This is a genomic window from Pseudomonas sp. GW821-FHT07F05 (assembly GCF_059418765.1).
The window spans coordinates 162,166-188,377 of the sequence record NZ_JBWKQL010000011.1 but is presented as its reverse complement, the minus strand read 5'-3'; the positions used below and the strand labels follow the sequence as shown (position 1 = coordinate 188,377).

General features: G+C 59.0%; 20 protein-coding genes. 11 read left to right on the top strand and 9 right to left on the bottom strand.

Translation table 11 applies throughout. The annotated features are described in order from the left end of the window. Window positions 1–166: 166 nt before the first annotated feature. Together AC07RO_RS21070 and aptA are read right to left on the bottom strand one after the other, a co-directional pair. Window positions 167–1,660, bottom strand: coding sequence for a CoA-acylating methylmalonate-semialdehyde dehydrogenase (locus AC07RO_RS21070; RefSeq protein ID WP_495086975.1), 1,494 nt, complete (start codon window positions 1,658–1,660; stop codon window positions 167–169). A gap of 67 nt (window positions 1,661–1,727) precedes the next feature. Further along, window positions 1,728–3,074 (bottom strand): omega-aminotransferase AptA, encoded by a 1,347-nt coding sequence (gene aptA / locus AC07RO_RS21065; protein WP_495086982.1) that lies wholly within the window; start codon window positions 3,072–3,074, stop codon window positions 1,728–1,730. 144 nt (window positions 3,075–3,218) lie between these two features. Between aptA and AC07RO_RS21060 the strand changes: the two genes are divergently transcribed. The 6 genes from AC07RO_RS21060 to AC07RO_RS21035 all read left to right on the top strand — a co-directional run bounded on the left by AC07RO_RS21060 (window position 3,219) and on the right by AC07RO_RS21035 (window position 9,887). Beyond that, entirely contained in the window at window positions 3,219–4,139 is a 921-nt protein-coding gene (locus AC07RO_RS21060) for a LysR family transcriptional regulator (protein ID WP_346627978.1), read from the top strand. A 174-nt stretch (window positions 4,140–4,313) separates the two neighbouring features. Beyond that, window positions 4,314–5,708 carry a uracil-xanthine permease family protein gene (locus AC07RO_RS21055; RefSeq protein ID WP_346627977.1) on the top strand — a complete coding sequence of 465 codons (1,395 nt, stop codon included), beginning with the start codon at window positions 4,314–4,316 and terminating at the stop codon, window positions 5,706–5,708. An 84-nt stretch (window positions 5,709–5,792) separates the two neighbouring features. Continuing rightward, window positions 5,793–6,452: a TetR/AcrR family transcriptional regulator gene (locus AC07RO_RS21050; RefSeq protein ID WP_192173240.1), complete on the top strand. Its 660-nt coding sequence runs from the start codon at window positions 5,793–5,795 to the stop codon at window positions 6,450–6,452. A gap of 33 nt (window positions 6,453–6,485) precedes the next feature. Then, window positions 6,486–7,073, top strand: coding sequence for an IMPACT family protein (locus AC07RO_RS21045; RefSeq protein WP_192173241.1), 588 nt, complete (start codon window positions 6,486–6,488; stop codon window positions 7,071–7,073). A gap of 601 nt (window positions 7,074–7,674) precedes the next feature. Beyond that, window positions 7,675–8,361, top strand: coding sequence for an SDR family oxidoreductase (locus AC07RO_RS21040; RefSeq protein WP_495086974.1), 687 nt, complete (start codon window positions 7,675–7,677; stop codon window positions 8,359–8,361). Between the two features lie 170 nt (window positions 8,362–8,531). Further along, window positions 8,532–9,887, top strand: a complete 1,356-nt coding sequence (locus AC07RO_RS21035) for an 8-oxoguanine deaminase (RefSeq protein ID WP_495086973.1) — start codon at window positions 8,532–8,534, stop codon at window positions 9,885–9,887. Between the two features lie 68 nt (window positions 9,888–9,955). Here the strand turns inward: AC07RO_RS21035 and AC07RO_RS21030 are convergent, their stop codons facing one another. Further along, window positions 9,956–11,047, bottom strand: a complete 1,092-nt coding sequence (locus AC07RO_RS21030; protein ID WP_282369664.1) for a calcium:cation antiporter — start codon at window positions 11,045–11,047, stop codon at window positions 9,956–9,958. A 328-nt stretch (window positions 11,048–11,375) separates the two neighbouring features. Between AC07RO_RS21030 and AC07RO_RS21025 the strand changes: the two genes are divergently transcribed. After that, a complete protein-coding gene (locus tag AC07RO_RS21025) occupies window positions 11,376–12,329 on the top strand; it encodes an adenosine deaminase (protein ID WP_192173245.1) in 954 nt (317 codons plus the stop codon). A 71-nt stretch (window positions 12,330–12,400) separates the two neighbouring features. Here the strand turns inward: AC07RO_RS21025 and AC07RO_RS21020 are convergent, their stop codons facing one another. Together AC07RO_RS21020 and AC07RO_RS21015 are read right to left on the bottom strand one after the other, a co-directional pair. Then, the gene (locus tag AC07RO_RS21020) at window positions 12,401–13,093 is read right to left on the bottom strand and encodes an ArsR/SmtB family transcription factor (RefSeq protein ID WP_192173246.1); all 693 of its coding nucleotides are present in this window, start codon (window positions 13,091–13,093) and stop codon (window positions 12,401–12,403) included. Between the two features lie 724 nt (window positions 13,094–13,817). Further along, a complete protein-coding gene (locus AC07RO_RS21015) occupies window positions 13,818–15,026 on the bottom strand; it encodes a Bcr/CflA family multidrug efflux MFS transporter (RefSeq protein WP_495086972.1) in 1,209 nt (402 codons plus the stop codon). A 227-nt stretch (window positions 15,027–15,253) separates the two neighbouring features. On the opposite strand from AC07RO_RS21015, the gene AC07RO_RS21010 reads away from it, so the two are divergent. Then, window positions 15,254–15,613: a hypothetical protein gene (locus AC07RO_RS21010; protein ID WP_282369669.1), complete on the top strand. Its 360-nt coding sequence runs from the start codon at window positions 15,254–15,256 to the stop codon at window positions 15,611–15,613. Between the two features lie 85 nt (window positions 15,614–15,698). Beyond that, the gene (locus AC07RO_RS21005; protein ID WP_495086971.1) at window positions 15,699–16,193 is read left to right on the top strand and encodes a GreA/GreB family elongation factor; all 495 of its coding nucleotides are present in this window, start codon (window positions 15,699–15,701) and stop codon (window positions 16,191–16,193) included. A 75-nt stretch (window positions 16,194–16,268) separates the two neighbouring features. Here AC07RO_RS21005 and ettA read toward each other — a convergent pair whose 3' ends face one another. Continuing rightward, on the bottom strand, window positions 16,269–17,933 hold the full coding sequence (gene ettA, locus AC07RO_RS21000; protein ID WP_495086970.1) for an energy-dependent translational throttle protein EttA: 1,665 nt from the start codon (window positions 17,931–17,933) through the stop codon (window positions 16,269–16,271). Window positions 17,934–18,347: 414 nt separating this feature from the next. Here ettA and AC07RO_RS20995 point away from each other — a divergent pair, with 414 nt between their 5' ends. Beyond that, the gene (locus AC07RO_RS20995; RefSeq protein ID WP_495086981.1) at window positions 18,348–22,169 is read left to right on the top strand and encodes a sensor domain-containing protein; all 3,822 of its coding nucleotides are present in this window, start codon (window positions 18,348–18,350) and stop codon (window positions 22,167–22,169) included. Between the two features lie 174 nt (window positions 22,170–22,343). Continuing rightward, on the top strand, window positions 22,344–23,597 hold the full coding sequence (gene glyA / locus AC07RO_RS20990) for a serine hydroxymethyltransferase (protein ID WP_495086969.1): 1,254 nt from the start codon (window positions 22,344–22,346) through the stop codon (window positions 23,595–23,597). 149 nt (window positions 23,598–23,746) lie between these two features. Here glyA and AC07RO_RS20985 read toward each other — a convergent pair whose 3' ends face one another. From AC07RO_RS20985 to yjiA, 3 genes are all read right to left on the bottom strand, one after another. Further along, window positions 23,747–24,133, bottom strand: coding sequence for a hypothetical protein (locus AC07RO_RS20985; protein ID WP_192173252.1), 387 nt, complete (start codon window positions 24,131–24,133; stop codon window positions 23,747–23,749). After that, the gene (locus AC07RO_RS20980) at window positions 24,121–25,071 is read right to left on the bottom strand and encodes a hypothetical protein (RefSeq protein ID WP_495086968.1); all 951 of its coding nucleotides are present in this window, start codon (window positions 25,069–25,071) and stop codon (window positions 24,121–24,123) included. The genes AC07RO_RS20985 and AC07RO_RS20980 overlap by 13 nt, the downstream gene beginning before the upstream one ends. A 153-nt stretch (window positions 25,072–25,224) precedes the next feature. Next, entirely contained in the window at window positions 25,225–26,196 is a 972-nt protein-coding gene (gene yjiA, locus AC07RO_RS20975) for a GTPase (RefSeq protein ID WP_495086967.1), read from the bottom strand. Window positions 26,197–26,212: the final 16 nt, after the last annotated feature.

The following is a 26,212-nucleotide window of genomic DNA, read 5'->3' as shown; positions in this document are numbered from 1 at the left end:
TCCAACTCTTTGATTATCAAGGAGTTTTCCGTTTCGTCTGCGCCGGAAGTGGGGCGAATTATAGACAGATCCAGAGGAGCGTCAACCCCTAATTTAATGAAACTGTCATATCGGTCAAAAATAGCTGACGGGGTGGGCAACTTTGGGGACTTGCCCGCCCTGAGCTTTAAAGACTTGGGAACGCGAACTGCGAAGCTTCATGGCTGGCACGTTGCGGCCACCGCTGTGTAATGGCTTTGCGACGGGTATAGAAGCGAACACCATCCGGGCCGTAAGCGTGCAGGTCGCCAAACAGCGATCGCTTCCAGCCGCCAAAGCTGTGATAAGCCACAGGTACAGGCAGTGGAACGTTTACCCCAACCATACCCACCTCGATTTCGTCGCAGAACAGCCGGGCTGCCTCGCCATCGCGGGTGAAGATGCAGGTGCCATTGCCGTATTCATGATCGTTGATCAACTGCATGGCGTGCTCGAGGCTATCCACACGAACGATGCACAGCACCGGACCGAATATCTCTTCTTTATAGATACGCATCTCGGCCGTGACGTGGTCGAACAGGCATCCACCCAGGAAGAACCCCTCTTCGTGTCCGGGAACCGTGAGTCCACGACCGTCCACCACCAGCTTCGCCCCCGCACCTACACCGCCTTCTATATAGCTGCTGACTTTGTCACGATGCTGCCCGGTGACCAGAGGTCCCATATCGAGACCGTTGGAAGTCCCGGCGCCGATCTTCAATCCGTTGATTTGCGGCACCAGCCTGGCCACCAGCGCATCGGCGACCTGGTCGCCCACGCACACCGCAACCGAAATCGCCATGCAGCGCTCGCCGCACGAACCATAGGCCGCCCCCATCAGTGCGCTTACGGCGTTATCCAGGTCCGCGTCGGGCATGAGCACTGCGTGATTCTTCGCGCCACCCAATGCCTGTACCCGCTTACCCCGGGCGGTGGCTTCCTTATAGATGTACTCAGCGATCGGGGTTGAGCCGACGAAACTCAACGCTTTGACTTCAGGGGCTTCGATCAGCGCATCAACCGCTACCTTGTCGCCGTGCACGACATTAAGTACACCCTTCGGCAATCCGGCTTCATGGAGCAACTCTGCTATCAACAGCGTTGAGCTTGGATCGCGCTCGGAAGGTTTGAGTATGAAACAGTTGCCACAGGCGATCGCCAACGGATACATCCACAGCGGAACCATGGCGGGGAAGTTGAACGGGGTGATGCCCGCCACTACGCCGAGCGGCTGAAAGTCAGACCACGCATCGATGTTCGGTCCGACGTTGCGGCTGTACTCGCCCTTGAGAATTTCCGGCGCCGCACAGGCATATTCGACGTTTTCGATACCGCGCTTGAGTTCTCCCGCCGCATCTTCAAGGGTTTTGCCGTGCTCTTCGCTGATCAGCCGGGCAATACGTCCTTCGTTCTGTTCCAGCAACTGCTTGAAGCGGAACATGACCTGCGCGCGTTTGGCAGGCGGTGTACTGCGCCATGCGGGGAAAGCGGTCTTGGCAGAGTCAATCGCTTGTTGAACAGTTTCGCGACTGGCGAGGGGTACTTTACGAATCACTTGGCCGGTTGACGGATTGAACACATCGGCAGTGCGGCCATTTTCACTGACCAGCTCGCCATGAATCAGGTGCTGAATGTTGCTCATGCATAACTCCGGAAAACGCTAGCTCACAGGCGCAGCCGGACTGCGCCTGTGAGCAAATAAAAGATGATCAGTCGATTTGATTGAGGGCCTGACCCACTGCATCAAACATGCGACCAAGGTCCTCGGCCTTGCTATTGAAGGTCGGTCCGAATTGCAGAGTGTCGCCGCCGAAGCGTACGTAGAAACCGGCCTTCCACAGCTTCATGGCCGTTTCAAAGGGACGCACGATGGCGTCGCCGTCGCGCGGCGCAATCTGAATGGCGCCGGCAAGACCGTAATTGCGAATATCGACGACATTCTTGCTGCCCTTCAACGCGTGCAAATAGCCTTCGAAATGCGGCGCGGTTTCGGCGACCTGCTGCACCAGGTTCTCGCGCTGAATGATTTCCAGCGCGGCAAGGCCGGCGGCGCAGGCAACGGGATGTGCTGAATAGGTGTAGCCATGGGGAAACTCCACAGCGTACTCGGGCGTCGGCTGATTCATGAACGTCTGGTAAATCTCGGTGCTGGCTATCACGGCCCCCATCGGGATCGCGCCGTTGGTGATTTGCTTGGCGATGCACATCAGGTCCGGCGTCACGCCGAAGCTGTCGGCGCCGAACATTGAGCCGGTACGGCCGAAGCCGGTGATGACCTCATCGAAGATCAGCAGAATATTGTGCTGATCACAGATTTCGCGAAGACGCTTGAGATACCCCTGCGGCGGAACAATCACGCCAGCAGAGCCTGCCATGGGCTCGACGATGACTGCTGCAATGTTCGAAGCGTCGTGCAATTCGATCAGCTTGAGCATCTCGTCGGCCAGCGTAATGCCGCCCTGCTCCGGCATGCCCCGTGAATAGGCGTTGCTGGCAAGCAAGGTATGAGGGAGATGATCGACGTCCATCAGTTGCCCGAACATCTTGCGGTTGCCGTTGACGCCACCCAGGCTGGTGCCCGCGATGTTGACGCCGTGATAACCACGGGCGCGGCCGATCATCTTGGTTTTGGTGGCCTGACCTTTCAAACGCCAGTAAGCCCGCACCATCTTGACCGCAGTGTCAGCACACTCCGATCCAGAGTCGGTATAGAAGACGTGATTCAGCTTGCCTGGGGTCAGATCGGTGATCTTTTCAGCCAGCTGAAAGGAAAGCGGGTGTCCGAACTGGAACCCGGGCGAGTAGTCCAGCGTACCCAACTGCCGGGAAACCGCTTCCTGGATCTCCTTGCGCGTATGCCCCGCGCCACAGGTCCAAAGCCCCGACAGACCGTCATATATCTTGCGGCCCTTGTCGTCCGTGAGATAGCTGCCTTCCGCAGCGACGATCAGCCGTGGATCACGATGGAAGTTTCGGTTCGCCGTGTAAGGCATCCAGTGGGCGTCTAGTTTGAGCTGGCTCGCCAGAGACATGTCGGACGATTCGGGCATATTCATCGGAATTAACCTCACTGGGCTTGGGTGGCCTGATTTCCTGGCGAATGTACGAGCAGGAGCAGGGCCGGTTGCAGCTAAAGTGCCACGGGCATAAAGTCCGAAAAACCCTGCTTTTACGATCTTCAGTTGATTGGTTACTAAACTATGAGCACCCGCCGTAATGATCCTCTGGCGCAAGTCAGCGATTTTGATATCCGTCTGTTGCGCATTTTTCGCAGCGTCGTCGAGTCCGGGGGCTTTTCGGCAGCAGAAAGCGCGCTGGGTATTGGTCGCTCCGCCATCAGCCAGCAGATGAGCGATCTGGAGCAGCGCCTTGGACTGCGTCTTTGCCAACGGGGTCGTGCGGGGTTTTCGCTTACAGAGGAAGGTCGCGAGGTCTACCAGTCCTCGCTACAGTTATTGAGCGCCCTCGAGAGTTTTCGTACGGAAGTAAATGGTCTTCACCGCCACCTGCGCGGCGAGCTGAACATAGGACTGACGGACAATCTGGTCACCCTCCCCCACATGCGGATCACCCACGCGCTTTCCCAACTGAAAGAACGCGGCCCGGACGTGCACATCAATATCCGCATGATTGCGCCAAACGAAGTCGAGCAGGGCGTGCTCGACGGCAGCTTGCACGTCGGCGTCGTACCCCAGGCCAGCGCCTTGTCGGGACTGGAATATCAGCCGCTGTATAGCGAACGTTCCCTGCTGTACTGCGCCGTCGGCCATCCGTTGTTTTACGTCGAAGATGCGCAGCTGGATGACGATCGACTGTCCGCGCAGGAGACCATCGCACCGACGTTTCGTCTGCCGAGTGAAATCCAGGCCCACTATCAGGCGCTGAAATGCACCGCGAGCGCCTCGGACCGGGAGGGTATGGCGTTTCTGATTCTGACGGGGCGTTACATCGGCTATCTGCCCGACCATTACGCCAGCCTCTGGGTGCAACAGGGTCGGCTGCGCGCGCTGAAACCCAAGACGCGGTTTTACGACGTGAGCCTTGTAACCGTCACGCGCAAAGGGCGCCGCCCCCATTTGGTGCTGGAAAGTTTTCTGGAGAGTCTGGCTGCCACACGATGAGGCCGGCCGAGTACGTCGGCACCTCACTAGCACGCAGTCAAACGTCCGCCATATTCGTCCAGCCCCTTGATAAACGGGCATGTACAGCGAATCGGTAAACAGGTATCTGATCAGTTGGACAGGTTTTTGCAGTAAGGCTGGATGTCGAAGCCCACACAAAAATCGAGAGCCAGCATGCAGCCTGAAGCGCCAGACAATAACGACCTCATCTACGGCCTCAATGACCGGCCGCGCCCCGGACCGGCGGTCCTGGCTGCAATCCAGCATGTCCTCGCCGCATTCGTCGGCATTATCACGCCGCCACTGATTATCGGATCGGCGCTCGGGCTCGGCGCGTACATGCCTTATCTGATCAGCATGGCGTTGATGGTGTCGGGGGTGGGTACGTTCATTCAGGCGCGACGACCGTTCGGTATCGGTGCCGGCATGATTTGCCTGCAAGGCACAAGTTTCGCGTTTCTCGGGGCAGTGCTGTCGGCAGGCTTCATGGTCAAGCAGCGCGGTGGCAGCCCGGAGGACATCATGGCCATGGTGTTCGGTGTGTGTTTCTTCGGCGCCGTCGTGCAGATTGTGCTCAGCCGTTTCATCGGCCAGTTGCGTCGAGTGATCACGCCACTGGTAACCGGCATCGTCATCACGCTGATCGGCGTCAGCTTAATCAAGGTCGGGGTGACCGATCTAGGTGGCGGCTTTAACGCTCCGGACTTCGGCGAGCCGGTCAATCTGGCCCTCGGCGTATTCGTGTTGGCAGTGATCATTGTGCTCAACCGTTCGAGCGCGCCCTGGTTGCGCCTCTCGGCCATCATCATCGGGCTCGCGGTCGGCAGCATCGCAGCGTGGTTCAGTGGAAAACTCGTACCTCACTCCATTGCCGACGTTGCGCTGGTCAGCATCCCTGTGCCCTTCCGGTTCGGATTCAGTTTCGACTGGGCCGCTTTCCTACCAGTCGCGCTGATTTATCTGATCAGCAGCATCGAAACCGTCGGCGACCTTACCGCCAACTGCATGCTCTCCCGCGAACCCATCAAAGGCCCAAGCTATATTGCCCGGCTGAAGGGCGGTGTGTTGGGCGACGGCGTCAGTTGCATGATCGCGGCGACGTTCAGCGCATTCCCGAACACCACATTCGCGCAGAATAACGGTGTGATTCAGCTCACTGGCGTGGCCAGCCGTTATGTCGGTCTCTACATCGGAGCAATCCTGTTTCTGCTCGGACTGTTCCCGGTGATCGGTGCGATTCTTCAGCAGATTCCGAAACCTGTGCTTGGCGGTGCGACATTGGTGATGTTCGGCAGCGTGGCGGCGGCGGGGGTGCGGATTCTTGCCCAAGCGCCGCTGGACCGCCGCAGCATGTTGATCATCGCTACCTCTTTCGGAGTAGGGCTGGGTATCGCGGCGCAACCGACGCTGCTGCATCATTTGCCTCAATTGGTACAGAGCCTGTTTGACTCGGCAATCACCAGCGGCGGACTGACGGCCATCGTAATGTGCCTGCTACTCCCGGAAGGCAAGCAAACAAGCGAGACGAACGAAGCCAAAGAACAGACAACGGAATCATTTGAGCACTGATTTACGAGGGCAACGCTTGTCGGATCCTCGCGGGTGCGCTATCTGTTCACCGCGTCGCACCCAATGATCCGTCTGGAACCGCACATGACCCTCGAAGTCCCCGCTCACAGCCCCAGCGCCACCAAACCGGCCAGCCGTATTCGTCAGAAAAACGAAGAAGCGATCTTGAAGGCGGCCGAAGACGAGTTCGCTCGCCATGGCTTCAAAGGCACCAGCATGAACACGATCGCGCAAAATGCCGGGCTGCCTAAAGCCAACTTGCACTATTACTTCACCAACAAGCTGGGTCTGTACATCGCGGTGCTGAGCAACATTATAGAGTTGTGGGACAGCACGTTTAACAACCTGAGCGCAGAGGACGACCCGGCACAGGCGCTGACGCACTACATCCGCGCGAAGATGGAATTCTCGCGGCGCCAGCCACAAGCCTCGCGCATCTTTGCCATGGAGATCATCAGTGGCGGCGAATGCCTGAACCAGTATTTCAGTCAGGACTATCGCGAATGGTTTCAGGGGCGTGCCGCGGTCTTCCAGGCCTGGATCGATGCAGGAAAGATGGACCCGGTCGATCCGGTGCATCTTATCTTTCTGCTGTGGGGCAGCACTCAGCATTACGCTGACTTCGCCACGCAGATCTGCCAGGTGACCGGCCGTTCGCGGCTGACCAAGCAAGACATGGAAGTCGCCGGGGATAACCTGGTCCGGATCATTCTCAAAGGGTGCGGACTCACCCCCACGTTATAACTCCCTGAAAGCCAAACGCAGTCTGGAACTTCAATGCCTTCTACGCTCACCGGCCCCTGCGAGTTTCGAGAAGAGATTCGCAAGAGCCGCTTTATAACTCTCGCAGCGCCCATCGACACGCCTGCCGATGCTCAAGCGTTTATCGAGCAACACAGTGATCTCGACGCCACGCACAATTGCTGGGCCTGGAAGCTGGGCGCGCAGTACCGCAGCAACGACGACGGCGAACCAGGCGGCACCGCGGGACGACCGATACTCGCAGCCATTGATGCCCAGGATTTTGATCGGGTCGTCGTGCTCGTCATTCGCTGGTATGGCGGGATTCAACTGGGCACCGGCGGGCTGGCGAGGGCCTATGGCGGAGGCGCCAACAAATGCCTGCAGCAGGCCGATCGAGTGCCGCTGATCAATCGCGTGTCGCTGCAATTCGACTGCAGCTTCAGCGAGCTGGTGCTGATAAAGCTGCGAGTGGCCGAGCTAAACGGTCTTGTGGAGGAAGAGCGCTTCAACGCCAACGGTGTCACGCTCTCGATTGCCCTGGCTCCCGAGCAGATTGAAACCCTTCAGCGCCAGCTTTCCGACATCAGTCGCGGACGAATCGTGTTGCAGCCGCCGCAGTAATCAACCCACGGACAGATCGACGCCTTCCCCGCTAAAGCCGGTCCTGCGAGCGAACGCGACGGCTGTAACCGGCTGTGGCGTTTGCCCACATCTACTGTGCATCCGCCTGTGGACAAGCTGAGCATACCCCGTCGCAGGCCTTGATCCATATGGCTTTGCGAAGGTTGATCACTTTTTAGCCAAAACACTGTGCTGTGGGTAAATCCAGCGATAAAACAGGACGTTAGCGCCATTTATGCCAACGTGGCACTCCTTTCGAGCGGCTTCCATTACCAATCCACAACTACCCACATTAGCTGTGGAGCATTCTGTGGATAACCCGTGCAAGCCTTCGCGGGCTGCTGAATCCACGGAGTGTTGGGTGAGCTGGATGTTTTTTATACAGACACACATCGTGGCAGGATTGAGCGTGCGCCATCCTATTTGCCTGACATTCATATCGGAAACGTCCCCTCACATATGTCGTCAGCCTCTGTCATCCTCTGCCGCTAACTTATGCGCCTCACGGCAAAACAGCGCTTCAGGAAACAAAATTCTCGACACGTGGCGATGTCCACCCATTGAGTGAAATTTTTCGTTTGTCTGTACAGGAGTCATTTCAATGTCCACCCCTAAAACAGCCCTGATCATCGGCGCTTCGCGCGGCCTTGGCCTTGGACTGGTGAAACGTCTCGCGGAACTCGGCTGGGAAGTCACCGCCACTGTCCGCGATGCCCAGAAGGCCGACGAGCTGAAAGCACTGCCGAATGTCCAGTTGCAGACACTGGACATCGATGAGCAATCGTCCCTCGAAGTGCTCACCCACAACCTCAAGGGCCAGACGTATGACCTGCTGTTCGTCAACGCCGGCGTGATGGGCCCGATGCATCCGAACCCCACCGACGCCACCGCTGGCGAACTGGGTCAGCTGTTTCTCACCAACTCCGTCGCGCCGATCCGCCTGGCCAAACGCTTCGTCGACCAGATCCGTTCCGAGACTGGCGTGATCGCGTTCATGAGCTCGGTGCTCGGCAGCGTCACCATGCCGGACGCGCCGGAGATGGCGTTGTACAAAGCCAGCAAAGCCGCGCTGAACTCAATGACCAATACTTTCGTGACGCAGCTGGGCGAGAACAAACCCACCGTGCTGTCGATGCATCCGGGTTGGGTCCGTACGGCGATGGGCGGTGAAGGCGCTGACATTGACGTCGAAACCAGCGTGCGCGGGATTGTCGAGCAGCTTGAGCGATTTGCAGGGAAAGGTGGTCACCACTTTGTAAACTACAAGGGTGAGACGATTCCCTGGTGATCGCGATGCAAGTCGCGGCAGTATGAGCTGTCGTGACTTGCCCACACCCGCCGCAACACTCTAGAATCCGCCCTCGCCTCGCAGCGCGTTCGATGCTGCGGCGACCCTGGATCAGCAGACAGGGCAACACTGAGCTGGCGACCTGAACCCACTTTCAGAGGAGCCGGCCAATGCCCGCGATCCGTACCTGGTTGAAAAATCCCCTTGCCGTTTTCACGGCCAATGATCTCGATGCTCGCGGCGGCCTGGTGGTCGAAGGCGGGGTTATCGTTGAGATGCTCCCGCTGGGACAACAGCCTACACAGCCTTGCGATCACGTATTCGATGCACGCGGGCATGTCCTGCTCCCTGGCCTGATCAACACGCACCACCACTTCTATCAAACCCTGACCCGCGCCTGGGGCCCGGTGGTCAATCAGCCGTTGTTCCCCTGGCTGAAAACCCTGTACCCGGTGTGGGCGCGGCTAACGCCGGAAAAACTCGCACTGGCCAGTAAGGTCGCCCTGACCGAGTTGCTGCTGTCGGGCTGCACCACCGCCGCCGACCACCATTATTTGTTCCCGCAGGGTCTAGAAGACGCCATCGATGTGCAGGTGGAAAGTGTTCGCGAGCTGGGCATGCGCGCAATGCTGACGCGGGGTTCGATGACCCTGGGCGAGGCAGACGGCGGCCTGCCACCCCAGCAAACCGTCCAGCAGGGCCAGGTGATTCTCGATGACAGCGTGCGGCTGATCGAGACCTATCATGAGCGGGGTGACGGCGCCCAGATTCAGATCGCGCTGGCGCCGTGCTCGCCGTTTTCGGTGACGACCGAGATCATGGCCGAAAGCGCGGCCCTTGCCGAAAAACACGACGTGCGTCTGCACACGCATCTGGCTGAGACTCTCGACGAAGAGGACTTCTGCCTGCAGCGCTTCGGCCTGCGCACGGTGGATTATCTGGACAGCGTCGGCTGGCTCGGCCCTCGCACCTGGCTGGCCCACGGCATTCATTTCAACAGCGAAGAGATCACGCGCCTCGGCCGGGCGGGCGCCGGGGTCTGTCATTGTCCGAGTTCGAACATGCGCCTCGCGTCAGGCATCTGCCCCACGCTGGACCTGCTTGCCGCAGGCGCGCCGATCGGTCTGGGGGTCGACGGTTCTGCGTCAAATGACGCCTCGAACATGATGCTTGAAGCCAAGCAGGCGTTGTACCTGCAGCGGTTGCGCTACGGGGCGGAAAAAATCACGCCGGAGCTGGCGTTAGGCTGGGCGACCAAGGGCTCGGCGCAATTGCTGGGCCGGCATGACATCGGCGAGTTGGCCGTGGGTAAACAGGCTGATCTGGCGCTGTTCAAGCTGGACGAGTTGCGCTTCTCCGGCAGTCACGATCCGATTTCAGCGTTGCTGCTGTGCGGCGCTGATCGCGCAGATCAGGTGATGATCGGCGGCAAATGGCGGGTGATTGACGGTCAGGTCGAAGGGCTCGATCTGAAGGGGCTGATTGCAGATCATCGCCAAGCGGCTGCGGAATTGATCAGGGGCTGATGGGCCATTACAGCAGTGGGGAAGTAAAACTGCCGACTCCCCCGCTGCCGGGTTAAAGCGAACCCAGGTTATAGCCCCATCAACGACAGCATGATGAAGGTGGCAAACAGCACGAAATGCGTCATGCCTTCGATGGCGTTGGTCTCGCCGTCGTTGAGGTTGATGGCGCAGACCAGCAGGGTGACGAAAATCATCACGGTCTGCACCGGCGTCATCGCCATCTGGAACGCCTGGCCGCTGTATAGCGCCATGCCTTCCATGACAGGTACGGTCAGGATCACCGTCGACAACGAGGCACCGAGGGCGATGTTGACCACCGACTGCATGCGGTTGGCCAGCGCGGCTCGCAGTGCGGTCAGGATCTCCGGCGCTGCCGAAATGGCCGCCACCAGAATCGCCGTCATGACAGGCGGCGCGCCGCTGCCTTCAAGACCCAGATCAACGGTTTTCGACATGACCTCGGCCAACGCGCCAATAACCACCACACCGAAGACCAGCGTCGCGATCGAGCGCGTCAGGTTGACTGGCTCGTGCGCTTCCTCGGCCTCACCCTTGCGGCGCTTCTTGTCCGGGTAGCTGTAGCTGAAGAAGTAGCTGTGCGGCCCGACCTGCATTCGCAGGAACAGTGCATAAAGCAGAATCATCGCGCCGATGGTGAAAGCCGAATACAGCTTCCACTTCCCTTCCGGAATGAATTCAGGCACCACCATCGACACCGCCATGGCAGTCAGAATCATCACGCTGTAAGACCGCGCGGAGTCATCGTTGTAGGACTGTTCACCGTGCTTGAGGCCGCCCATCAATGCGGCGAGACCCAGAATCCCGTTGATGTCGAGCATCACAGCCGAGTAGATGGTGTCCCGTACCAGCGTAGGTGAAGGTTCGTTGCTCATCATGATCGCCAGAATCACGACCTCGACCAGCACCGCTGACAGCGTCAGAATCATCGTGCCGTAGGGATCACCGACCTTCTCCGCCAACAGTTCGGCGTGGTGAGCCACCCGCAGCGAGGCGCAGATGATGAAGCCCACCAGGGCGATACCCGCTATCAGCGCGACGGTGTTTCCGTTGCTGAGCAATTGGTGCTCGTAGAAGTACGCGAAAAAGGTCGCAATGACCGCCAGTAGTAGAAACTTTTCCTGCTTGAGAATCGTGCCCATCGCTGCCTTTTAGCCCCTTGCGACCCTGGCCGCACATCCATGAAGTGAAATTTACTGAAGCGCTTGAGAGTATCGATGTAAACAAAGGTTTCAAGACAGGGTAGCAGCGGGTCGCGACACATCGTCGCGCCACCGCAACAAATTGCCATTTACCGGTCTGTGTTCCGGATATTCAGACACCGAAAACGCCTGCGACTGCTGGGCCTCGCTGCCAGGACCGGTGGCAATGCAAGCCAAAGCAGCGTGTGAACCGTCCGGTCAGGTTTTATTCAGCCCGCGCGTCTGACTCTGTAGAATGCCCGCCATTGCACCTTACGAGACAAAGCCCATGTACGACTGGTTGAACGCCCTGCCCAAGGCAGAACTGCACCTGCATCTGGAGGGCTCGCTAGAGCCGGAACTGTTGTTCGCTCTGGCTGAGCGCAACAAGATCGCCCTGCCCTGGGCGGACGTCGAAACCCTGCGCAAGGCCTACGCGTTCAATAATCTGCAGGAGTTTCTCGACCTGTATTACCGCGGCGCCGACGTGCTGCGTACCGAGCAGGACTTTTACGACCTGACCTGGGCTTACCTGGAGCGCTGCAAGGCGCAGAACGTCATTCACACCGAACCGTTCTTCGACCCTCAGACCCACACCGACCGCGGTATTCCTTTTGAAGTCGTGCTTAACGGCATCGCCGGCGCCTTGAAAGACGGCAAGGAAAAACTCGGCATCGGCAGTGGCCTGATCCTGAGCTTCCTGCGCCATTTGAGCGAAGACGAAGCGCAGAAGACCCTCGACATGGCCCTGCCCTACCGCGACACCTTCGTCGCCGTCGGCCTGGACAGCTCGGAAATGGGCCATCCGCCGAGCAAGTTCAAGCGCGTCTTCGACCGTGCTCGCGGTGAGGGCTTCCTGACCGTTGCCCACGCAGGTGAAGAAGGTCCGCCGGAGTACATCTGGGAAGCACTGGATTTGCTGAAGATCCAGCGTATCGATCACGGCGTGCGCGCCATCGAGGACGAGCGCCTGATGCAGCGCATCATCGATGAGCAAATCCCCCTGACGGTCTGCCCGCTTTCCAACACCAAGCTCTGCGTTTTCGAGCACATGGGTCAGCACAACATTCTCGACATGCTTGAGCGCGGCGTGAAAGTGACCGTCAACTCCGATGACCCGGCGTACTTCGGTGGCTACGTGACCGAGAACTTCCACGCGCTGCACACCCATCTGGGCATGACCCAGGATCAGGCCAGACGTCTGGCGCAAAACAGCCTCGATGCCCGTCTGATCAAGCCCTGATCAAACACGCCCCTTGACCAGCAACCGCGTGTGGATGCTCTGCTCCACACGCCCAGCTCCCTCTGGGAGCATCACGCCGCCGAGGCGATTTTGCTGATTTCTCGCTGACCATTGGATGAGACCTGCAACGTGGACGCCTCCTCGGTCGTCCTCAGCCAACCCAGCTGCATAAACAACTGCAAAAGCCCGGCCCCCAATGCGCCGCCGAGGTGTGGGCTGCTTTCATGACAGTCAACACAGGCGCACACGGCTTCGCGTCGTCTGTGGGCCAGCGCGGGAATGAAAATCCCCCGTTCGGCAAAGCGCGAGATGCCGACGCTGGTGACTTCCAGCCGGTGTTCGGATTGTTCGATCCAGCCCGCGCCCAGCATCCTCAAATACAGCTCCGCACCCATTTCGCCGCCAAGATGATCCGCGCAGACACTGGCGCGGCACAACGGAAGGGGCGGCAACGGTTGCGCCATGCTGCGGCTGATCAGATCCGCGCTGACCATGGACGCACTGACCAGCGCCTGGACCGCAGTCCGGACTTCCGGAGCGGCCAGCCTGAAATACCGTTTGCGGGCGCGGACTTCATGGCGCAGCAATCCGCCAGCGGCAAGGCGCGCCAAGTGTGCACCGGCAGAAGAAGTGGAAAGACCCACTAGCGAGGCTACCTCATTGGCCGCCCGCGATGTTCCGTCCATCAGCGCCCACACGATCGCGCTGCGTTTAGGGTCGGCGAGCAATGCAGCGATCTGGCTGATGCAAGGTACATATTCCATGTCTTCACTCCCTGTTGAACATTATCTAAGCGGCCCGGCACCGGTGCGCAGGTCGAAGCGTTGGCTTGGCCTGGTGTGGCTTGGCGCGTAATCACGGGCGTAATCAATTGAAAGCGCCGGGCCATTGCTGTGGTGAACCATCATCGGTGTTTACGGCGAAAGCAGACATTGATTTAAATCACGTCATACAAACTCTGATTACTGGAACTTGCAGGTCATACAGATAGTTTCGCCCGAGCAATACAGATAGATGACAAGAATTAAATCGGATCCATGACGGCGCTTAGTATAAGACCTGCGGCCGATCGGCGGATCAACTTGTCCATTGCTTAGCCCTTTGTTTGTGGGCCGTATTGGCAAATGTTCAGCACAATCCGGCAGACCCCATGCTACGCAGACTCAGCCGGATAGCCGTAGCCCCTTGAAGGACGGGCATTTGCGCGGACAGTAGCCGTTCGTGAATTCGGCGCCAGGGCGATTGCCTACACTGAAAACTCCTGAGGACTTCAAGAAAATAAGCTGCTCAAGGGACGTGCCAGAAGTGAAGTTCTCTCGATCCAGCACGAGACCAAGTTAAGAGTTTTTAACCGCTGTAAGAAGTTTCCAATTCCGAAGTAGTAAACGGCTGTATATAACACGCTCTTTTCAACAGGCTGAACATGCTTGTACAGGTACGCCTTAAACCCGGTGAATATCGGCAACGCGTTAACGTTGCCGACGTCGATTAGATCCGCACATCCGCGTGGGGAGTCGGCGCATCTCGCTTCTGCTGCGCCCGGCGTGTAACAACCGAAAGCGTCACAGCCAGAACGCCGCACAGCGTAATAACGGTCGCCATTGGCACGGCCGTTCCGTCATGCAGTACGCCCACCAGCGCTGCCGCGCCCGCAGCGACACTGAACTGCAAGCACCCCAACAAGGCCGACGCGCTGCCCGCACGTTTGCCCTGCCCACTCATCGCGCACGCCGAAGCGTTGGGAATGATGCAGCCGAGGCTGGCGATATAGATGAACAGCGGAATCAGCAGCGGCCACAGCTTTTCGGTGTGCAGGGAGGCGATGGTCAGCAGCACAAGGGCGGCAGCGAGATAGATCCAGACAGTCCGCGACAGCAACCATGCCGGACCATAGCGCCCGACGAGTCGAGCGTTCACCTGGGCGATGAGGATGAACCCGGCAGCGTTGATGCCGAACAACCAGCCGTAGTGTTCCGCCGGGACGCCGTAGAGCTTGATGAAAACGAAGGGAGAACCTGCGATGTAGGAAAACATCCCGGCCATCGCGATGCCGCCAGTGAGCGCGTGGCCCAGAAAGATCCGGTCGCCCAGCAGGTTCCAGTACGACCCGAGCGCGCCCGAGAGGGGCAGTCGCGGATGGCCGGCCGGCATGCTTTCCGGCAAGCCCCTGAAAACCGCCACTGCAGTGAGTGCGCTGAACACCGTCAAGGTCAGGAAGATGGCCTGCCAACCCACGACGTTGACCAACAGCCCGCCGAGCATCGGGGCCAGAATCGGCGCCAGGCCCATGACCAGCATCAATTGCGAGAACACCTTGGCCGAGTCAACCGGTGAGCATTTGTCGCTGACGATCGCCCGCGACAGCACCATACCGGCACATCCCCCCAACGCCTGTACAAAGCGGGCAGCAATCAGCCATTCAAGAGAAGGCGCCAGGGCGCACGCCAGCGATGCGAGGGTGAACAAGCCGACGCCAAACAACAGCGGGATCCGACGGCCGAAGCGATCGGCAATCGGGCCGTAGGCGAGTTGGCCGATGCTCAGGCCGAGGAAATAAGAGGCCAGGGTCAGCTGAACGTGTTTCTCGTCCGTGCCGAATGCCAAAGCGATAGCCGGGAAACCTGGCAGGTAAAAGTCGATGGCCAACGGGCCAAAGGCGCTGAGTGCGCCGAGGATCAGAATCGTTCTGAGGTTCATCAATCTTCCTAAACGGTTTTGCGCAGCGCGACAGTTTAACAACCTTGAATCAGCGCGGCCCGCTCACAGAAAAATTACCGGACGTTTTTTCAATACGTCGTCGCGGGGTGAAAAAGGGGGAACTTATTGCACGTCACCGAGCATCGGTTAATGGATTTCCTACAGCGTTTTTACCAATAACTCACAGAAGCGCTTCTAAACTTTTCTCAAGCAGTGAGGAAATCAAAATGAATGCGCGATGGGTTGTGCTGTGGTGCGTTGTCGTTGTCGCCGGATGTCAGTCTACCCACGACCAGCTATTGGCCGAAGGTTACCCACCGGCATTCGCTGACGGTTTTCAGGATGGGTGCGGAAGCGGGCGGCAGTCCATCGACGTGATCAAAGGGCAATTCAAAAAGGACGTGCCTCGCTATCTGCGTGACACCTTGTACGCACAAGGCTGGTCAGACGGATTTCGTCAGTGCCAGGCCCAACTTGCCAACAGCAATGTTCAGGATCAGGGCCGCGACAGCATCTGGAATGACCGCGACCGCGACTGGGACCATCAAAGGACCCAGGACGCCGCCAAAGCCTACCGCTCTCATTGAACGCCAGTTGCGTCTGCATAACGGGTGAAACTATCGGGCACCCACCATGGCCCAATGTGACTAAGCCATGAACAGGAGCCCCGCCATGAGTCGCGCCTTCGTCAACAAAGACAACGCCGCCGCGCAAATCGACCCGCCGGTTGAACGGCAGATCAGCGTCCAGACCAATTACGTCACCCAGCGCGGCCTCGATCAATTGCATGATCAGGTTGAGCAACTGCAAGCGCAATACAGCGAACAGAACGCCCGGGGTGATGAGGCAGACAAGCAGCGCATGGCCGAAATCGAGCGCGACTTGCGTTATTTCAACCAGCGCCTGCAGAGCGCCCAAGTGGTCAGCAGCGCGTCAGATGACAAGGTTCAGATTGGCAGTTGGGTAACTTTTGCCGACGAGGACAATGTCGAACAACGCGTGCAGTTGGTCGGCGAGGATCAGGCCGATGCGGGCAGTCAACTGATCAACTGGGCGTCGCCGCTAGGCAAGGCATTGCTGGGCGCCAAGGTCGGAGACGAAGTCACCTGGCAGCGGCCGGTCGGCGATGCAGTCATTGAGGTCATACGCATTGAGGCTGGCGACTGACTCACTCGACTGACAATCAGTCAGACACAAAAAACGGAGCCCGAAGGCTCCGTTTTTTTATGCCACCAACCCGAATCAGGCCAGTTTCTTGTGACGCACGCGGTGCGGCTGCGCGGCTGCATCGCCGAGGCGTTTCTTGCGATCGGCTTCGTATTCGGTGTAGTTGCCTTCGAAGAACACGGCTTGGGAATCGTCTTCGTACGCGAGGATGTGAGTCGCCACGCGGTCAAGGAACCACCGATCGTGAGAGATCACAATGGCGGCGCCCGGGAAGTCCAACAGGGCTTCTTCGAGGGAACGCAGGGTTTCAACGTCGAGGTCGTTTGACGGTTCGTCGAGCAGCAGGACGTTGCCACCCTCCTTCAACGTCAGCGCCAGGTGCAGACGACCGCGCTCACCGCCAGACAGGTCCTTCACGAACTTCTGCTGATCGCCGCCCTTGAAGTTGAAACGGCCGACATAGGTGCGCGAAGGGATTTCGTAGTTGCCGATCTTGATCTGATCGGAGCCGTCGGCAATCTGCGCGAACACGGTCTTGCTGCCGTCCAGATCGTCGCGGCTCTGATCGACGCACGCCAGTTGCACGGTCTCGCCGACTTCGATGGAGCCAGAGTCGGGTTGCTCCTTACCCATCAGCATGCGGAACAATGTCGACTTACCGGCGCCGTTACCGCCGATCACACCCACGATGGCGCCTTTAGGCATGGAGAACGACAGGTTGTCGATCAGCACGCGATCGCCGTAGCCCTTGGTGACGTTTTTGAATTCGATGACCTTGTCGCCCAGACGCGGACCGGCCGGGATGTAGATCTCGTTGGTTTCGCTGCGCTTCTGGAATTCCTGAGACTGAAGCTCTTCGAAGCGTTGCAGACGGGCCTTGGATTTCGACTGGCGCGCCTTGGCACCTTTACGGACCCACTCGAGCTCTTCTTTCATGGCCTTTTCATGGGCCGACTGCTGCTTGGATTCGGCCGCCAGACGGTCGGACTTGGCTTCAAGCCAGCCGGAATAGTTGCCTTCGTACGGAATGCCGGCGCCGCGGTCGAGTTCCAGAATCCAGCCGGCGACGTTGTCGAGGAAGTACCGGTCGTGCGTGATCGCAACCACGGTGCCCGGGAAATCGTGCAGGAAATGCTCGAGCCAGGCGACGGAATCGGCGTCCAGGTGGTTGGTCGGTTCGTCGAGCAGCAGCATGTCGGGGGCGGACAGCAACAGGCGGCACAGAGCCACGCGGCGTTTCTCACCACCGGACAGGTGTTCGACCTTGGCATCCCAGGCTGGCAGACGCAGCGCATCGGCGGCGACTTCCAGCTGGCGCTCAAGATTGTGGCCATCGCTGGCCTGCAGGATCGACTCGAGCTTTGCCTGTTCGGCCGCCAGCTTGTCGAAATCAGCGTCCGGCTCGGCGTAAGCGGCATAGACTTCGTCCAGACGCGTTTGAGCGTCCTTAATGACGCTGACCGCTTCTTCGACCACTTCACGTACGGTCTTGGTTGGGTCGAGCTGCGGCTCCTGCGGCAAGTAGCCGATGTTTAGCTCAGGCATCGGGCGCGCTTCGCCGTCAAACTCGGTGTCGACGCCGGCCATGATTTTCAGCAGTGTGGATTTACCCGAACCGTTGAGGCCGAGGACGCCGATCTTGGCGCCGGGGAAAAACGAGAGGGAGATGTTTTTCAGGATTTCCCGCTTCGGCGGAACAACTTTGCTCAGCCGATGCATGGTAAAAACGTATTGAGCCATGGAATGAAAACCTGGAGTGAGACTGTGAATAAAGGCGCGAGCTTGGTGCTGCGTCGCAAAAAATGCGTTTATCTTCGCGCCGCAACTTGCCGTAGCGCGATTCCGGGCCTTGAATTGATCAGAGCCAGACCGGCGCGGCAGGGACAAACTTCCGAGGGCCGGCACTAAAGCTGGAGCAATGCTTGCAGGCCTTTTGAATCATGCAAGCATGCCGTGCAGAAACCGGCGCGTCGCGCGTGGCGCAAAGCTACCCGAATGCACGCAACAGGGCAAACCGTCCGGCCCATTAGCGCTGGCACTTAGCCACAGCTCGGTGGCATGCTAGCCGCCTTTTGCGCACCGGGCTTATAGTGCGTTTCGCACATGCTGATTCAGTCCAGTAGTCAGGATCACAGTTTGCTCAAACCGACCCCCATCTCACCCCTGCGCCCATCCGATAGCGCAACGACCGTGCCTTTGCGAGGCGTGCTCAGAGGTGCGCTCGCGGTCCTGGTCCTGATGATGTTGATGCTGTTGTTATGGCAGATGATCGAACAGTTCCAGCAGTCTCAGGAACGTCAGCACAAGCGCAGCATCGACTACAGCGTGCAGCTCGCCGACCGGTTGAGCCTGAACATGGCCCTCAACGCGCAGGTCGCGCTGAATGTGCTGGACGGAGCACGCGACCCTTCGCAATCCGCAGACGAATCAGCGGCAGTGCTGGCGAGTCTGCGTCAGTCCATGCCAGCAGTGAAAAGCCTGGTCTGGCTCGACAGCGATGGGAATGTCACCGCCGACAGCGATGGCGAGACCCGTGACGTAGGCTTTTTGACCCAGATGCATTCGGTCATTCAGGGTCACCCACACTTTTATGCCAACGACCCGGGGGCAGCGACGTTCTATCTGTTCATCCGTCAGCCCGGCGCCGGCAATGAACGCTACTGGGCGCTGCGGCTTAGACCTGAACTACTGAAATCCCTGACCCGCCAGAGCGATCTGGATTACCAGCCCGTCTGGCTGTTGGAAGACATCAGCAATCGCCGCCCCCTCTACAAAAACCTGCTTGATGCCGATCAGTCCACCGAGCGTCAATTGCAGACAGTGCTGCTGCAACCCCTGGCCCACAGCGACTGGCAACTGCGCGGCTTGTTCGACCCGCAGAAAGCCCGCCAGACGCTGCTCTTCCCGCTGATCGGGAAATGCCTGCTCGCCCTGTTCTGTTCCATCATTCCGTTGTTTGCGCTGCGCAGCCTGCGCCGCCGGCAACTTCAGTTGCATCAAAGCCGTCGCCGCTACAAAGACATATTTGAAGGCACCGGCGTTGCGCTATGCGTACTGGACCTCTCCGGTCTGCCGGCTCATCTCAGGCACCTGCAAGTGAACAGCGGCGAAGAACTGAACGCGCGCCTGATCAGCCAGCCCGAGCAAATCAGCGGCCTGCTTCAGCAGTTGCGCATCACCGAGGTCAATCAGGTCGCCGCTCAACTGTTGCGCGCAGAATCGGCACAGCATGTCTGGCAGCAACTGATCGAAGGCTGCCCTCGCGCCCGAAACGGCATCGGTCTGCAGATACTCCAGGCCGTCCTCGACGGGCAACGTCAGCTGGAGCTCGAAATTCTGCTCCCTGGTGCGCAGGGCGGTGACCAACACGTGTGGCTGGTCATGCGCCTGCCCGAGCAGCTCGAAGACTTGAATGCCGTCATTCTCAGCATCAGCGATTTCACCAACCGCAAGCAGGCCGAGCTGTCGCTGCAGGAGCGGGAGCAGTTCTGGTCGGATGTCGTGCGTACCGTCCCGGATTATCTTTGCGTTCTGGATGCGGTGACGCGGCGGATCATTTACAGCAACCATAACCTGGGCCTCGCCCTGGGCTATGAGGCGGCCGAGCTGGATGAGATGGGCGAGCTTTTCTGGGAAACGCTGCTGCACCCGGACGATATCGGTGCGTATGAGCAGTTGCGCCTTGTACGCACCGAGCATGGCCGCAGCGACCTGATCCAGTGCCAGCTGCGGTTCCGCACCCGACGCGGCGACTGGCGTCGTTTCGAGATCCGTGAACAGGCGCTGGCGGCGGACAGTGACGGTCAGATCCGACGCATTGTCGGCGTCGCCAAGGACATCACCGATCAAGTGGACGCCAGCCAGTCCCTGCGCGAAAGCGAGCAGCGTTACCGGATGCTGGCAGAGAGCATCAGCGACGTCATTTTCTCGACCGATCGCCTTTTGCTAGCCAACTACATCAGCCCCTCGGTCAATACGGTGCTGGGTTACAGCGCCGAGTGGATTCTGCAGAATGGCTGGAAGGCGATCATCGCCAACCCGCAGCAGCTCAGCGGCTTTTATGCGCTGCTGCAGCGGATCAGTAAAGCGCTGAAAAAGCCCGAAGCGCTGGCGGACCTGCGCAGCGAGATCCCTACGCAATTGTTCCTGTTCGATTGCCTGCGCGCGGATGGCCGCAAGATTCCTGTGGAGCTGCGTCTGGTTCTGGTGTGGGATGAATCCGGAACTTTTGAAGGCGTTCTGGGCGTAGCACGTGATGTCAGTCAGCAGCGGCGCGCCGAAAAAGACCTGCGCATGGCGGCCACGGTATTCGAACACTCGACGTCGGCCATTCTGATCACTGACCCTGCGGGTTATATCGTGCAGGCCAACGACGCCTTTACGCGGGTCAGTGGCTACGCCATGTCGCAGGTGCTGGATCAACTGCCGATGATGCTGACCGTCGAAAATCAGCAGGCAGCGCACCTGGGTTACATCCTCAAACAGCTGAGCCAGCGCGGCAGTTGGGAGGGTGAATTGTGGCTCAAGCGTCGCGACGGCGAGCACTACCCGGCATGGGTCGGGATTACCGCCGTGCTCGACGATGAAGGCGACTTGGCCAGCTACGTGTGCTTCTTCAGCGACATCAGCGAACGCAAGGCGAGCGAGCAGCGCATCCATCGGCTGGCTTATTACGACGCACTGACGCATCTACCCAACCGCACGCTGTTTCAGGACCGTTTGCACAGCGCGTTGCAACATGCCGAGCGTCAACACACGTGGGTGGTGTTGATGTTCCTCGACCTCGATCGCTTCAAGCCGATCAACGACTCGTTGGGCCACGCCGCCGGCGACCGCATGCTCAAGGAAATGGCCTTGCGCCTGCTTGGATGCGTCGACGAAGACGACACTGTTGCGCGCATGGGCGGCGACGAATTCACCCTGCTGCTGCAACCTCGCCCCACCCAACAGGCCGCGCTGAACCGGGCGATTCATGTGGCCGAACAGATTCTTGCCAGCCTGGTGAAACCCTTCGTGCTGGAGGGCCGCGAGTTCTTCGTCACGGCCAGTATCGGCATCGCGCTGAGCCCGCAGGATGGTAACGAACTCAGCCAGTTGATGAAGAACGCCGACACGGCGATGTACCACGCCAAGGAACGCGGCAAGAACAACTTCCAGTTTTATCAGGCCGACATGAACGCCACCGCCCTTGAGCGTCTGGAGCTGGAAAGTGACCTGCGCCATGCCCTGGAGCAGGGCGAGTTCACGCTGTATTACCAACCGCAGTTCAGTGGCGACGGCAAACGTCTGACCGGCGCCGAGGCCTTGCTGCGATGGCGTCACCCGCGTCGCGGCCTGGTGCCGCCGGTGGAATTCATCCCGGTGCTCGAGGAGCTCGGGCTGGTGGTCGAGGTCGGCGAGTGGGTGCTCAAGGAGGCGTGCCGCCAGTTGCGCGAGTGGCATCTGGCGCGTGTCCGCGTGCCGAAGGTGTCGGTCAACATTTCTGCACGGCAGTTTTCGGACGGCCAGTTGGGCACGCGCATCGCCGGTATTCTGCAGGAAATCGGCCTGCCGCCCGCCTGCCTCGAGCTGGAATTGACCGAGAGCATCCTGATGCGTGAGGTGAGCGAAGCCATGCAGATTCTGGCCGGGCTCAAGCGGCTGGGCCTGAGCATCGCAGTCGATGACTTCGGCACCGGCTACTCGTCGCTGAATTACCTGAAGCAGTTCCCCATCGACGTGTTGAAGATTGATCGCACGTTCGTCGATGGCCTGCCGTCCGGCGAACAGGACGCGCAAATCGCCCGGGCAATCATCGCCATGGCCCATAGCCTCAATCTGTCGGTGATTGCCGAGGGCGTGGAAACCCACGAGCAGCTGGAGTTTCTGCGTGAACACGACTGCGATGAAGTGCAGGGCTACCTGTTCGGCCGCCCCATGCCGGCGACGCGGTTCGAAGCGCAGTTCAGCAACGATGCGCTGTTTATGCTTGATTAGCAGCGGCAAGCTTCAAGCAGCAAGCTACAAGCAAAGCCCCGGCGCATTCAGCTTGCGGCTTGAGGCTAGCCTTGCACAGCGCTCATCACGCACATGACCCGCTTTCATATGCCAGATAAAACCTGATGGGTTAGAATGCCCCCCTTTTCTACTGCCCGATCCCCGAGGACCGCCATGTTCAGCCGCAATTTGACCATCGCCAAGTACGACGCCGACCTGTACGCCGCCATGGAACAGGAAGCCAAGCGTCAGGAAGATCACATCGAGCTGATCGCCTCGGAGAACTACACCAGCCCGGCAGTCATGGAAGCCCAGGGCTCGGTTCTCACCAACAAATACGCTGAAGGCTACCCAGGCAAGCGTTACTACGGTGGCTGCGAATACGTCGACATCGTCGAGCAACTGGCCATTGATCGCGCCAAGCAACTGTTCGGCGCCGATTACGCCAACGTCCAGCCACACGCAGGCTCCCAAGCCAACAGCGCGGTATATCTGGCGCTGCTCAATGCTGGCGACACCATCCTGGGCATGAGCCTGGCCCACGGCGGTCACCTGACCCACGGCGCCAGCGTTTCTTCGTCGGGCAAGCTGTATAACGCCGTTCAGTACGGCATCGACGGCAACGGCCTGATCGATTACGACGAAGTCGAGCGTCTGGCCGTCGAGCACAAACCGAAGATGATTGTCGCCGGTTTCTCTGCCTACTCGCAGATCCTCGACTTCCCGCGTTTTCGCGCAATCGCTGACAAAGTCGGCGCCTACCTGTTCGTCGACATGGCGCACGTAGCCGGTCTGGTCGCTGCAGGCGTTTACCCGAACCCGGTCCCCTTCGCTGACGTCGTTACCACCACCACCCACAAAACCCTGCGCGGCCCGCGCGGTGGCCTGATCCTGGCGCGCGCCAACGCCGACATCGAGAAGAAGCTGAACTCCGCTGTCTTCCCGGGTGGCCAGGGCGGTCCTCTGGAGCACGTCATCGCGGCCAAGGCAATCTGCTTCAAGGAAGCACTGCAGCCTGAGTTCAAGACCTACCAGGAACAAGTGGTGAAAAATGCCAAGGCCATGGCCGGCGTGTTCATCGAGCGCGGTTTCGACGTGGTCTCCGGCGGTACTGAAAACCACCTGTTCCTGCTGTCGCTGATCAAGCAGGACATCTCCGGCAAAGACGCCGATGCCGCACTGGGTAAAGCGTTTATCACCGTGAACAAGAACTCGGTGCCCAACGATCCACGCTCCCCGTTCGTCACCTCCGGCCTGCGCTTCGGCACCCCGGCCGTGACCACTCGCGGCTTCAAGGAAGCAGAGTGCAAGGAATTGGCCGGCTGGATCTGCGACATCCTGGCAGACCTGAACAACGAAGCGGTGATCAACGCCTTACGTGAGAAGGTCCAGGCCATCTGCGCCAAGCTGCCGGTTTACGGCGCTTGATAGCGGTTGGTTGATGTGAAAAGCCCGGCTTGTTAGCCGGGCTTTTTGTTGGGGCTGTCTCCTCGTATCTGCTTCTTGTCTACGTCGAAGAGGCGCAAGTCATCAGGAGTTAGGGCTGAGATTTCGATGGTCTTTCAATCAAGAACTGGCTACACGCTTCCCTGCTTTAGACGCAGGTAGAGCACGGTCATTGCAGAAAGAAGAACTATCGCGGAATAAAAGAAAAATTTGATCCAGAACCGAAAGTGGCCAGGAAGCTTCTGAAGCTTGTACGGTGGAATGACTTCCTGCTTTTTAAATGCACCCGGCATGATCAAGATCATCGTAATGAACGACTCGCGCATTCTTCGGCCCAGCCAAGTATCACCGTAATAGTCTGCATGTAAGCCGATCATCTCGATGTCGGAAAGATAATCTTCAATGCGCTCCATGTATTTCAAGAAAAAGATATGAGACGAGACCAAGTGGATGAAGATCAAAACGAATTCTATCAGCGTCAACCAAATAGCCGCGTCGTATGAAATCAGGGTGTCCATTCGTAGAGCTTCTCCCCAAGAAGTTCGCCACCTGCTTCGCCCATTGTGCCGCTTGCATAGGCTAAAGCCCCGCCGGCAATAATTCCGCAACCTAAAGCAGCTAGCCCCAAGGTAGGCGCACCAAACACAGCCAGACACACCACCGGCCCGGCTACTGCCCCCACTTCCCCCCCGGCAAGTCCGAGTAGCACGCCCCCCACTAACTTTGAGCCTTCAACATAATGAGCCCGTCGACATACTTCCTCCCGCCCGGTCGAGCAAGCTTCCTTAATCTCAAGCGCGGTTGATGCGATATTCAACCCAATCCCAACCGCCGTCCCATGCTTCAGCAACTTCGCCACCTTGGCGATCTTCGCAATTCGCGCGGCGTAGCCCTGTATCTCCCCGGTGCGCAGATAACTTTTGGTCGATAGCCCCAGCATCTTTTTCAGTGGGCCTATTTTAGTCAACCCGGTCCCCCAGCGGGCGATACCTTCCAGCTGAACATCCAGCCTGGCAAATAGCACTCGCCGTTGATTGATGAATTCCTGCCGGGCAATGGGCGTCCCGCGGGACAGCGACAGCTTGTACAGCCGCTCGATTTCTTCGAGGGTTTTCTGCACGCCGTTAAGGTGTTTACTCCAACTGCCTGTGGCGGCGCCGACGCCCAGCGATCCGTAATTGAGCATGTTCTGCATCAGGTCGTAGTTCTTGATCAGTTCGCTGCCCGAGCCTTTAACCTGTCGATGGACGTTCCGCGCCAGGTTCATCAGCTCGGTTTCTTCTGCCGTGAGGCTGCCCATCGAACCGTCGCTGACAATCACCAGCTGGCCCGGCATAACCACCACATTGCGAATATGCACATTCAGCACATCAAACTTTGCGCTACCGCCGACCCGAGCCTTGAGCGTGAAATAGGTTTGTATGCGGTCATTGATGAACACGTAGGGCTTGGACATGAGGCTGCCCGTCCTTGCTTGACTTCAGATCCAGCAAGGATAGGGACGGGATGTAGGGTTTAGAAGCGTAGGGAGGGGGGCTGAAAGTACGATTCGGAACGGTCCTACGCAGGCGGCATAGCTCGTCTTACGGACCATTCCCGCACGCGATATCTAATCTGCAGCAACGCTTGCAAACCCCGCCCGGATCTTCTCTCCCGGCAGTTCATCGGCAATGAACACGATCACGCTTTCGCGCTTTTCGCCATCCGCCCACTCCACATCGAAATCAAACCCGTACAGCTTCAACACCCCCTGAAAGACCAATTTGCGGTCTTCGCCGGCGATATTCAGCACGCCTTTGTAGCGCAGCAGTTGTTTGCCGTGCTCTTCCAGCAGCTCGTTCATGAAGGTGCTGAGCTTGTCGATATCCAGCGGCTGGTCACTGCGCAGGACCAGGCTGCTGATGCGGTCGATGGAGCGGCCTGCCGGAGCCGCCGGGCGTAGGGTCATCCCGCCGATGTCAGCGTTCAGGTTGAAGCCGCGCACATCCAGCAACTCGGCCAGATCAATCTTGCCGTGCTCGACCACACGGATCGGCGCACGTCGGTTGATGCGGGTCAGTCGCTCGCTTAGTGCGTTGAAGGCCGCCTCATCCACCAGATCGGTCTTGCTCACCAGCAGACGATCTGCAAAGCCGATCTGCGCCTGGGCGATGGTCTGCTCCAGGTGCGTGTCGGCGTGGGCCGCGTCAACCAGCGTGATGATGCCGTCGAGGATGTAGCGCTCGCGCAGCTCCTCGTCGATGAAGAAGGTCTGCGCCACCGGTGCGGGGTCTGCCAGGCCGGTGCATTCGATGACCAGCCGATCGAAGGCGATCTCGCCACTGTCGAGGCGTTCCAGCAGCAGATACAGCGCTTTGGTGAGGTCGGTGTGAATGGTGCAGCAGACGCAGCCGTTGGACAGGGTCATCACCTGCACGGGCTCGTCGCCCAGCAACTGGGTGTCGACGCCGGCGTCACTGAATTCGTTCTCGATCACGGCGATCTTCAGGCCGTGCTCTTCTTTGAGCAGATGGCGCAGCAGAGTGGTTTTGCCGGCGCCGAGAAAGCCGCTGAGGATCGTGACGGGGATAGGTGTGAACAAAAAAAAGACCTCGATT

Excerpts from the sequence above, each read along its gene's own strand:
- AC07RO_RS21005 (WP_495086971.1), top strand. The coding sequence starts at position 15,699 with ATGAGTCGCGCCTTCGTCAACAAAGACAACGCCGCCGCGCAAATCGAC.
- AC07RO_RS21070 (WP_495086975.1), bottom strand. The coding sequence starts at position 1,660 with ATGAGCAACATTCAGCACCTGATTCATGGCGAGCTGGTCAGTGAAAAT.
- aptA (WP_495086982.1), bottom strand. The coding sequence starts at position 3,074 with ATGAATATGCCCGAATCGTCCGACATGTCTCTGGCGAGCCAGCTCAAA.
- glyA (WP_495086969.1), top strand. The coding sequence starts at position 22,344 with ATGTTCAGCCGCAATTTGACCATCGCCAAGTACGACGCCGACCTGTAC.
- AC07RO_RS21040 (WP_495086974.1), top strand. The coding sequence starts at position 7,675 with ATGTCCACCCCTAAAACAGCCCTGATCATCGGCGCTTCGCGCGGCCTT.
- AC07RO_RS21020 (WP_192173246.1), bottom strand. The coding sequence starts at position 13,093 with ATGGAATATGTACCTTGCATCAGCCAGATCGCTGCATTGCTCGCCGAC.
- AC07RO_RS21010 (WP_282369669.1), top strand. The coding sequence starts at position 15,254 with ATGAATGCGCGATGGGTTGTGCTGTGGTGCGTTGTCGTTGTCGCCGGA.
- AC07RO_RS21055 (WP_346627977.1), top strand. The coding sequence starts at position 4,314 with ATGCAGCCTGAAGCGCCAGACAATAACGACCTCATCTACGGCCTCAAT.
- AC07RO_RS21025 (WP_192173245.1), top strand. The coding sequence starts at position 11,376 with ATGTACGACTGGTTGAACGCCCTGCCCAAGGCAGAACTGCACCTGCAT.
- AC07RO_RS21035 (WP_495086973.1), top strand. The coding sequence starts at position 8,532 with ATGCCCGCGATCCGTACCTGGTTGAAAAATCCCCTTGCCGTTTTCACG.
- AC07RO_RS21030 (WP_282369664.1), bottom strand. The coding sequence starts at position 11,047 with ATGGGCACGATTCTCAAGCAGGAAAAGTTTCTACTACTGGCGGTCATT.
- AC07RO_RS21060 (WP_346627978.1), top strand. The coding sequence starts at position 3,219 with ATGAGCACCCGCCGTAATGATCCTCTGGCGCAAGTCAGCGATTTTGAT.
- AC07RO_RS20980 (WP_495086968.1), bottom strand. The coding sequence starts at position 25,071 with ATGTCCAAGCCCTACGTGTTCATCAATGACCGCATACAAACCTATTTC.
- AC07RO_RS20985 (WP_192173252.1), bottom strand. The coding sequence starts at position 24,133 with ATGGACACCCTGATTTCATACGACGCGGCTATTTGGTTGACGCTGATA.
- AC07RO_RS21050 (WP_192173240.1), top strand. The coding sequence starts at position 5,793 with ATGACCCTCGAAGTCCCCGCTCACAGCCCCAGCGCCACCAAACCGGCC.
- AC07RO_RS21045 (WP_192173241.1), top strand. The coding sequence starts at position 6,486 with ATGCCTTCTACGCTCACCGGCCCCTGCGAGTTTCGAGAAGAGATTCGC.
- AC07RO_RS21015 (WP_495086972.1), bottom strand. The coding sequence starts at position 15,026 with ATGAACCTCAGAACGATTCTGATCCTCGGCGCACTCAGCGCCTTTGGC.
- ettA (WP_495086970.1), bottom strand. The coding sequence starts at position 17,933 with ATGGCTCAATACGTTTTTACCATGCATCGGCTGAGCAAAGTTGTTCCG.